This is a genomic window from Nocardiopsis chromatogenes YIM 90109, from assembly GCF_000341185.1.
GTDB classification, from domain to species: Bacteria; Actinomycetota; Actinomycetes; order Streptosporangiales; family Streptosporangiaceae; genus Nocardiopsis_A; species Nocardiopsis_A chromatogenes.
On the sequence record NZ_ANBH01000095.1, the window covers coordinates 2,091 to 10,468 of the forward strand.

The following is an 8,378-nucleotide window of genomic DNA, read 5'->3' on the forward strand; positions in this document are numbered from 1 at the left end:
CCCAGGGGCGGTCCTCCCCTCAGCGCGGGCCGTCCGATGCGCGGGCGATCTGCTCGGCCGTCCGCCGCAGGGCATCCGTGTCGACCCCGGCCTGCTCCAGGGCTCCGGACGCCCCGCCGCCCGTGCGCAGCACCCCCAGCAGGATGTGGGAGCCGTCGATCCGGCGGCGGTCGAAGCGCAGGGCCTCGCGCAGCGACAGCTCCATCGCCTTCTTGGCCCGCTTGGAGAAGGGGATGTGGGAGCCGAAGAGCCGCCCCGTCCGGGGGCGGCGCCCGGGCGCGGTGGCGGGCTCCCGGGCCTCCCGGGCCTCCTGGGCCGCCCGGCGCACGGCCTCGGCGGTCGCGCCGTGTTCGCTCAGGACGCGGGCGGCGGGCGCGGTGGCGGGGTCGTCCCCCGGGTCCAGCAGGCCCAGGAGCAGGTGGACGGTGCCGATCCGGCCGTGGCCGAGGCCGCGGGCCTCGTGCTGGGCCTGGACGACGGTGCGGCGGGCGTCGCCGCTGAAGCGCTCGAACATGGTGCTCACCCCGGTTCGCTCCGACGAGCCGTCAACAAATGTTGACGGTCAACTTGTGTTGACGATAGGCAGAGCGGTGCGGGCTTGTCAATGAAAGTTGACGAATTGGGGGCGAAGAGAGCGCGGGCCCGCTCCCGGGCCCGCGCTCGTGCTCGCAGGGGCGGCCGCCGCCGGTCAGTCCAGCGGCTTGCGCAGGTGGTGGATCCACGCCGGCGGGACGTTCGCGACGACCCTCTCCGTGGCCGTGCCGTAGCGGTTGACGTACTCTTCCACGACCCAGCCCGAGCGCGCCTGGCGCAGGTAGTCCTCCCGGGGGGCGATGACCGCCTTGACCTCCTTGGTGTACAGGTAGCCGAAGAAGGACAGGCGCCCGCCCGGCTTGAGCACGTCGAAGTAGTGCTCGAAGACGCCCCGCACCTCTTCGGCGGTGAAGTTGGCGAACGGCAGGCCGGAGATGATCAGGTCGTAGCCGCCGTCGCGGGAGACCTCCTCCACCGGTGCCGCGTGCACGCGGATGCGGTCCCGGGCCGTGTCGAACCCGGTGTCGGACTCCACCAGCCCCTGCAGGTGGGCGGCCATCTCCGCGTTGGTCTCGACCAGGTCCGCGGTGTCCTCCGGCCCCATGTGCCGGGCGATCGCCCGGGAGACGGGCCCGGTCCCGGCCCCGCCCTCCATGATCGCCATGGGGGCGGTGCCGGTGCGGTCGGACAGGTGGCGTGTCAGCGCCGCGGCCAGGGCCGGGCTGCTCGGCACGACCGATCCGGTCGCGCGGAATGTGCGCACCGCCTCCCTGAGGAAGAGCTTGGCGTCACGCAGCCGTGAGTCGAATCGGAGGGCGTGGGTAGGACTCTGTGTCGCTGCCATGCCTGCACGCTAGCGTGTGGACGCTTAAGACGCGGGTGAAGCCGCCGCCCGTGTCCCGGCGGTGGCGGACGTCGGACCGTCCCAGCGCACCGCCCCGCCGCGCCGCCCTACCGTGCCCGATCCCCGGCCACCGCGGCGAAGGCGTCCCGCAGCGCGGCGGCCACCGCCTCCTCCGCGCGCTTGGCGGACGGCAGGAACTCCCCGAACCCGAACATCCCGTGGAAGCCGTCGTTCACCCGCACCGTCGTCGTCGGCACACCGGCGTCCGCCAGCCGCCGCGCGTACTCCTCGCCCTCGTCGCGCAGGGGGTCGAAGTCGGCCGTCAGCACCAGCGCGGGCGGCAGGTCCGCGAACGAGTCGGCGAACAGGGGCGAGGCGCCGGGCTCGCGCTCCTGGCCGTCGGACAGGTACTGCTCGTTGAACCAGGCCATCGCCGCGCCGGTCAGGAAGTAGCCGTCGCCGTTCTCGGTGCGGGAGGGGTAGGGGGCGCCCGCGCCGTACCCGCTGAAGTCGGTGACGGGGTAGATCAGCGCCTGGTAGCACAGCTCCGGCCCGCCTTCGTCGCGCGCCTTCTGCGTGGTGACCGCCGCCAGGTTGCCCCCGGCGCTGTCCCCGGCCACCGCCAGCCGCGCTGGGTCGATCCCCAGGTCGGCCGCGTTGTCGGCGATCCACCGCGCCGCGGCGAAGGCGTCGTCCACGGCCGCCGGGTAGCGGTGCTCGGGGGCCAGCCGGTAGTCCACCGCCACCACGACGGCGCCGGTGGAGGCGGCCAGGATGCGGCAGATGTGGTCGTGCGAGGCCAGGTCGCCCAGCACGAACCCGCCGCCGTGGTAGAAGACGATGCCCGGCGCCGACGCGTCCTCGGGGTCGGGCCGGTACCAGCGTAGCGGGATGTCCCCGGCGGGGCCGGGCGCCGCCAGGTCCCGGACGAGGGCCACCTCGGGGCCCTCGATGGGCGGGCGCTTCCTGCGGGCCTCGCGCAGCTCCACGGGGTCGGCGCCGGGGCCGATCTCGGGCATGGCCGCGGTGACCGCTTCGATGAACCGGCGGGTCTGGGGAGTCAACGCCATTGGGGGGACCTGACCTTTCCCGGAGAACGATCGGGAGAGCGACCCTACCGGCCGGTCGGCCTGTCCCCGGAGAGCGGGGTAGCATGCGTCACATGAGCGCCCGACCCCACCCCAGGACCGCGCTCGTCACCGGGGCCTCCTCCGGGATCGGCGAGCAGTTCGCCCGCGACCTGGCCGAGCGCGGCTACGCCCTCGTCCTCGTCGCACGCCGCGCGGACCGGCTGGGCGCGCTCGCCGCCGAACTGGCCGACCGGTTCGGGACGGAGGCCGAGGTCCTCCCCGCCGACCTGGGGGCACCGGACGGCACCGCCGCCGTCGAGGAGCGCCTGCGCGCCGACGGCACCGGCGGCCCGGACGGCACCGGCGGCGCCGCCCCGGTGGACCTGCTGGTCAACAATGCCGGCCGCGGCGACGGCGGAGCGTTCGCCGAGCAGGACCCCGACGACGTCGAGCACATGCTGGACGTGAACGTGCGCGCGGTGCTGCGCCTCGCCCGCGCCGTGCTGCCCGTCCAGATCGCGCGCCGGGAGAGAGGGGAGCGCGACCGCCCCATGGGGATCATCAACGTGTCCTCCATGGCGGGCGAGATGACCGTGAACCCGGGCGGATCGGTCTACAGCGCGACGAAGAAGTTCGTGACCCTGTGGAGCGAGAGCGTCGCCGTGGAGGCGGCGCCGCACGACGTGCACGTCACGGCCGTGCTCCCCGGCTTCGTCCGCACCGACATGACCCGCGCGGTGCAGGAGGGCGGCACGCCCGACGCGGCGTTCGTCCCCAAGGAGCGCATCACCCGCGACGCCCTGCGCGCCTGGGCCGCCGGTCGCGCGAGCGTCGTCCCGGGCGCCCAGTACAAGGTGGCGGACGGCCTCCTGCGGGCCATCCCGCGCACCCTCTACAAGGCGGTGGCCGGGAGGCGCACGGTGCTGTAGACCCCCGCCGTCCGGAACCCGAGCCGCTCATAGGAGCGGACCGCCGGATTGCCCTCGGTCACGGCCAGCCCCACCTCCGGGAGGCCCCGTTCCGCCGCCCGCCCCAGCGCGCGGCGCAGCAGCAGCCCGCCCAGGCCCGCGTACCGCCGGTCGGGGCGCCGGAACACCTCGCCGATCCACGGCACCTCGTCGGGCCGGTCGTTGACCACGAGGGCCGCGCCCACGCGGACGCCGCCTGTGCCGCCCCTGCCGCCGTCGTCGTCGACCACCAGGCCGCTCAGGTCCATCACGGGCCCCAGGGCCCTCCCGCCCACCAGCGCGGCGAGAAGCGCGAACTCGTCGGCCTCCGAGCGCTCGGGGCGGCGGTCGGGGTGGTCCTGCGGGAAGGCCGCCAGGAAGGCGGAGAACAGCTCGCCCAGCCCGTCGCCACCGGACCCGAGGGCGGCCAGCCGCAGCCCGGGGCCGGGCTCCTCGTCCGCCCACCCCTCCGGGGGCGGGTCGTCGGCCAGGTCGCGGCGCATCTCCCGGGCGCGGCGCACCTCCTGCGCGCCGCCCGCCAGCAGCTCCCCGGCCAGGCCGTCGGCGGCGGTCACCGTCCACCCGGCCAGCCGTTCCAGGGCGGCCCGCGCCGCGCCCGGGCCGTGCGCCCGCGCGTCGGCCGCCATCGGCATCCCGGGCCGGGAGCGGTCCAGGTAGCTCATCACGGGCGTGCCGTCCGCACCGGTGAGAACCGTGCGCCCCGCCGTCGCTGCAGTGTCCACCGGTCCACGGTAGAGGGCCCGCGGTCACGACCGGGGTCCGGGTGCGCCTACCCTGGTGGGGCGTCTCGCCTGAGGAAAGTGATCATGAAGACCTTCGATGAGCTGTTCGCCGAGCTGACCGAGAAGGCGCGCACCCGGCCCGAGGGGTCGGGGACCGTCGCGGCCCTGGACGCCGGCGTCCATGCCATCGGCAAGAAGGTCGTGGAGGAGGCGGCCGAGGTCTGGATGGCCGCCGAGTACGAGTCCGACGAGGCCGCGGCCGAAGAGGTCTCCCAGCTGCTCTACCACCTGCAGGTCCTGATGCTGGCGCGCGGGCTGCGCCTGGAGGACGTCTACCGCCATCTGTAGGCGGCCCCGGCCGCCCGTCCCCGACGCAGCAGACCGCGAACCGAGGGGGAACCTCCATGACCGACCAGCTCCGCATCGCCGTGCCCAACAAGGGCCAGCTCTCCGAACCGGCCAGCGCCATGCTGCGCGAGGCCGGGTACCGCCAGCGCAAGGACTCGCGCGACCTCGTGATGGTCGACCCGGACAACGGGGCCGAGTTCTTCTTCCTCCGCCCCAAGGACATCGCCGTCTATGTCGGCGAGGGCATCCTCCAGGCCGGGATCACCGGCCGCGACATGCTGCTCGACTCCGGAGCGCCGGTGGAGGAGGTGCTGCCGCTGGGCTTCGGCCACTCCACCTTCCGCTTCGCCGCCCGCGGGGGAGCCTCCATGGGGCTGGAGGACCTGGGCGGCAAGCGCGTGGCCACCTCCTTTGAAGGGCTGCTCAAGCGCTACCTGGACGACAAGGGCGTGAACGCGCGCGTCATCCACCTGGACGGGGCGGTCGAGAGCTCCATCCAGCTCGGGGTGGCCGACGCCGTCGCCGACGTGGTCTCCACCGGCACCACGCTGCGCAACGCCGGGCTGGAGATGTTCGGCGCCCCGATCCTGGAGTCCGAGGCGGTCCTCATCCGCCCGCAGGGCGCCGGGGACGACCCGCTGGTGGAGCGCCTGGTGCGGCGCCTGCGCGGGGTGCTCGTCGCCCGCGACTACGTGATGATGGACTACGACGTGCACGCCGAGAAGCTCGACGGCGCCGTGGCCCTGACCCCCGGCATGGAGGGGCCGACGGTCTCGCCGCTGCACCGCGAGGGCTGGGTGGCCGTGCGCGCCATGGTCCCGCGCCGCTCCGCCCAGCAGATCATGGACGACCTGTGGCAGATCGGCGCCCGGGCGATCCTCGTCACCGACATCTACGCCTGCCGCCTGTGAGCGTGCCGGGCGAGGACGCCGGCGCCCCGCGGGTCGTGGAGCGGGTCGTCGGGGAGACCGGCGGTGAACTGGTGCTCCGGCGCACCCGGGGCCACTGGGAGGTTTTCAGCAACGGGCTATTCCTCATGGACACCCGTGACGGCGCCTCCGAGCGGGAGATGGTGCGGGCGGCCCTGGAGGGGCGGCCCGCGGGGCNGTGCTCATCGGCGGGCTCGGGGTCGGCTTCTCGGCGCGGGAGGCGCTGGACGACCCCCGCGTCGGCCTGGTGCGCGTGGTGGAGCTGGAGCCGAAGGTCGTCGAGTGGCACTCCGGCCCCCTCGGGGAGGTCGCCGGGCGGCTTCCCGAGGAGCCCCGGTGCGACCTGGTCCGGGCCGACCTGGCCGAGTGGCTGGAGGGGGCGGCGCGTGCGGCCGCAGCGGGCGGCGAGCGCTACGACGCCGTCTGCCTGGACACCGACAACGGGCCGGACTGGACGGTCCGGGAGGAGAACGGGCGGCTCTACGGGGCCCGGGCGATGGACCTGCTCGCGTCGGTGACCGCCCCGGGCGGGGCGGTGGCGTTCTGGAGCGCCATGCGGGCTCCGGCCTTCGAGGAGCTGCTGCGGGGGCGCTTCGGCGAGGTCCGCACGGTCGAGGTCCCCGCGCGCGCGGGAGAGCCGGACGTCGTGTACCTGGTGCGCGTGCCCGAGTAGGTCCTGTCTGGAGTTCAGCGGCGCCCCGCCGAGTGGGCGCCCCGTCGGCGATGATCTCGACGAAAGTGCTGTCATTCCGGCGGATTTGGCAGCACTTTCGCCGAGATCATCGCCGGAGAGGCCGAGTGAGGGGGAACTCCGGACAGGACCTAGTCCGGGGGCCACGGGCCGGGGACGGTGGGGGTCCCTGCTGTTCCGTCACCGTTCCGCCCTGCCGTATGGGCCGCCCTCCCGTCCTCGTCGCCGCCCGCCCGGACGCGGACGGTGGGCGCCGCGCGGGGCCCGCGGCCGGTCGGGCGCTCCCCGGCCCGGGGCCCTGGTGTCCTACCTAGCGCATGCTCGATAATTCCCCTATCCGACACCAGTGTTCCTGTTAGGAACCTCTCGTCCGTCCCCGTGGGACGGGCCCGGACGGAAGGGGGAGGCCATGGACACCGCGGCGATCGGCCGCCGGTTCGCGGGCAAGGCGGGGATCCTCACCGGCGCCGCGTCGGGGATCGGGCGGGCCACCGCGCTGCGCCTCACCGCCGAGGGGGCGCGCCTGCTGCTCGTCGACCGGGACGAGGAGGGGCTGAAGGAGACCGTGCGGCTCGTCGGGGAGCAGGGCGGGCGCGCCGGAGGCGCGGCGGCCGCCCACGTCGGCGACGTCTCCGACGAGGGGGCGGTGCGCGGCGCCGTGGCCGCCGCCAAGGAGCGCTACGGCGCGATCGACCTGCTGGTCAACGTGGCCGGGTTCCACAAGGTGGTGCCGCTGGAGGAGGTCACGGTCGACTACTGGAACGAGCAGTTCGCCGTGAACACTCTGGGCACCGTGCTGTTCTGCCGGGAGGCCCTGCCGCACCTGGTGGCCGGCGGCGGGGTGGTCGTCAACACCGCCTCGACGTCGGCCACCCACGCGCACCCGTACATGACCGCCTACGCCGCCTCCAAGGGCGCCGTGCTCGCCTTCACGCAGAGCCTGGCGGCCGAGGTGTGGGGCCGCGGGGTGCGGGTGCTGGCGGTCTCGCCCGGCGGCGTCGCCACGCCGCTGGTGGAGTCCATCGCCTTCCCGGAGGGGAGCGACGGCTCCTACTACGCCCGCATCACTCCGCCCCAGGGGATGGGGCGCCCTGAGGAGATCGCGTCGGCGATCGCGTTCGCGGCCTCGGAGGACGGGGCCTTCGTGCGCGGTGTGGAGCTGCGTGTCGATGGCGGCTCGCACGCCTGACCGCGCCCGACCGCGCCTGACCGCACCGGGCGGACCGGCGCCCGGCCGGGGCCTGATCCGCGCGACACGCCCTGGGGCCGGGGCGGACGCAGACGCACGCGGGGGGCGGGGCCTGCAGGCCCCGCCCCCCGCGATGTCTCGCCTTCACGACGCCGATCCGTCGGCCTCCTGCTTGGCGATCTCCTGGCGGACCTCCTCCATGTCCAGCTCGCGGGCCTGCTTGATCAGGTCGTCGAGGCTGTCCTTGGGGAGGGCGCCCGGCTGGGCGTAGATGACCGTCTTGTCCCGCACGACCATCAGGGTGGGGATCGACTGGATGTCGAAGCTCGCGGCGAGCTCCTGCTGGTCCTCGGTGTCCACCTTCGCGAAGACCAGGTCCGGGTTCTCCTCGGCGGCCTTCTCGTAGACGGGGGCGAACTGCTTGCACGGTCCGCACCAGGACGCCCAGAAGTCGATGAGGACGAAGTCGTTCTCCGTCAGCGTGTCGTTGAAGTTGTCCTTGGTGAGTTCGACGGTGGCCACTGCTTCTCCTGAACGTGCCGGGTGCATCGGTCCCTCGTAGAGCGGTCCTGCCCGAGGATTTGTTCCGCAAGCATGCCGTGATCCATCGGACGCGCGCGAACCGCGCCCCGGCGGCCGGTCCGCCCGTCCCGGCGCCCGGCCTTTTCCCGACAAAACACCTGATGCATACCGACTTGGGAGGAAAAGCCGCAGGTCATTAAGGTCGTATGGAAGACGGGATCCGGCACGGCGGGAACGGGGGGCACGTGGGCGGCGGACGGCCGAGCGGGCGGCACGGGGGCGGACACGGGGAGGCCGACGGCGGCGGAGGAGCGCCGGAGCCGGGCGAGTGCGAACCGGACTACCGCTTCACCCTCGCCAACGAGCGCACCTTCCTCGCCTGGATCCGCACCGCGCTGGCCCTGGTCGCCGGTGCCGTGGCCGTGCTGCACCTGGTCCCGCTGGACTGGGGCGGCGCCGCGCGGCTGACCGTCGGGCTGGCCCTGACCGTCCTGGCCGTGGTCATCACCGCCTACGCCCCGCTGCGCTGGCTCCAGGTGCAGCGGCTGGTGCGGGGCGGCC

The 8,378-nt window shown here is 74.3% G+C and carries 10 protein-coding genes and 1 pseudogene; 6 read left to right on the forward strand and 5 right to left on the reverse strand.

Annotated features, from left to right (window positions below):
- Window positions 1–19 precede the first annotated feature (19 nt).
- From D476_RS0109370 to D476_RS0109380, 3 genes are all read right to left on the reverse strand, one after another.
- Window positions 20–514 (reverse strand): Clp protease N-terminal domain-containing protein, encoded by a 495-nt coding sequence (locus D476_RS0109370; RefSeq protein WP_239648648.1) that lies wholly within the window; start codon window positions 512–514, stop codon window positions 20–22.
- Window positions 515–688: 174 nt separating this feature from the next.
- Window positions 689–1,378, reverse strand: coding sequence for a class I SAM-dependent methyltransferase (locus D476_RS0109375; protein WP_026123373.1), 690 nt, complete (start codon window positions 1,376–1,378; stop codon window positions 689–691).
- Window positions 1,379–1,485: 107 nt separating this feature from the next.
- The gene (locus D476_RS0109380; RefSeq protein ID WP_017623691.1) at window positions 1,486–2,448 is read right to left on the reverse strand and encodes an alpha/beta hydrolase; all 963 of its coding nucleotides are present in this window, start codon (window positions 2,446–2,448) and stop codon (window positions 1,486–1,488) included.
- A 92-nt stretch (window positions 2,449–2,540) separates the two neighbouring features.
- Here D476_RS0109380 and D476_RS0109385 point away from each other — a divergent pair, with 92 nt between their 5' ends.
- Window positions 2,541–3,377, forward strand: coding sequence for an SDR family NAD(P)-dependent oxidoreductase (locus tag D476_RS0109385; protein ID WP_017623692.1), 837 nt, complete (start codon window positions 2,541–2,543; stop codon window positions 3,375–3,377).
- Here D476_RS0109385 and D476_RS0109390 read toward each other — a convergent pair.
- The gene (locus tag D476_RS0109390; protein WP_026123374.1) at window positions 3,341–4,138 is read right to left on the reverse strand and encodes a GNAT family N-acetyltransferase; all 798 of its coding nucleotides are present in this window, start codon (window positions 4,136–4,138) and stop codon (window positions 3,341–3,343) included. The genes D476_RS0109385 and D476_RS0109390 overlap by 37 nt on opposite strands.
- 84 nt (window positions 4,139–4,222) lie before the next feature.
- Between D476_RS0109390 and D476_RS0109395 the strand changes: the two genes are divergently transcribed.
- The 4 genes and pseudogenes from D476_RS0109395 (at window position 4,223) to D476_RS0109410 (ending at window position 7,295) form a co-directional block, all read left to right on the forward strand.
- The gene (locus D476_RS0109395; RefSeq protein WP_017623694.1) at window positions 4,223–4,486 is read left to right on the forward strand and encodes a phosphoribosyl-ATP diphosphatase; all 264 of its coding nucleotides are present in this window, start codon (window positions 4,223–4,225) and stop codon (window positions 4,484–4,486) included.
- 56 nt (window positions 4,487–4,542) lie between these two features.
- Window positions 4,543–5,397, forward strand: coding sequence for an ATP phosphoribosyltransferase (gene hisG, locus D476_RS0109400; protein WP_017623695.1), 855 nt, complete (start codon window positions 4,543–4,545; stop codon window positions 5,395–5,397).
- A gap of 2 nt (window positions 5,398–5,399) precedes the next feature.
- Window positions 5,400–6,088 (forward strand): annotated as a pseudogene (locus tag D476_RS32665) (spermidine synthase).
- Between the two features lie 427 nt (window positions 6,089–6,515).
- Complete coding sequence (locus D476_RS0109410; protein ID WP_017623698.1) at window positions 6,516–7,295, forward strand: SDR family NAD(P)-dependent oxidoreductase; 780 nt, start codon at window positions 6,516–6,518, stop codon at window positions 7,293–7,295.
- Between the two features lie 144 nt (window positions 7,296–7,439).
- Here the strand turns inward: D476_RS0109410 and trxA are convergent, their stop codons facing one another.
- The gene (trxA, locus tag D476_RS0109415) at window positions 7,440–7,817 is read right to left on the reverse strand and encodes a thioredoxin (RefSeq protein WP_017623699.1); all 378 of its coding nucleotides are present in this window, start codon (window positions 7,815–7,817) and stop codon (window positions 7,440–7,442) included.
- A gap of 245 nt (window positions 7,818–8,062) precedes the next feature.
- Here trxA and D476_RS32670 point away from each other — a divergent pair.
- Window positions 8,063–8,378, forward strand: a 316-nt coding sequence (locus tag D476_RS32670; protein WP_040725799.1) for a YidH family protein, incomplete at its 3' end; no start/stop codon positions are given.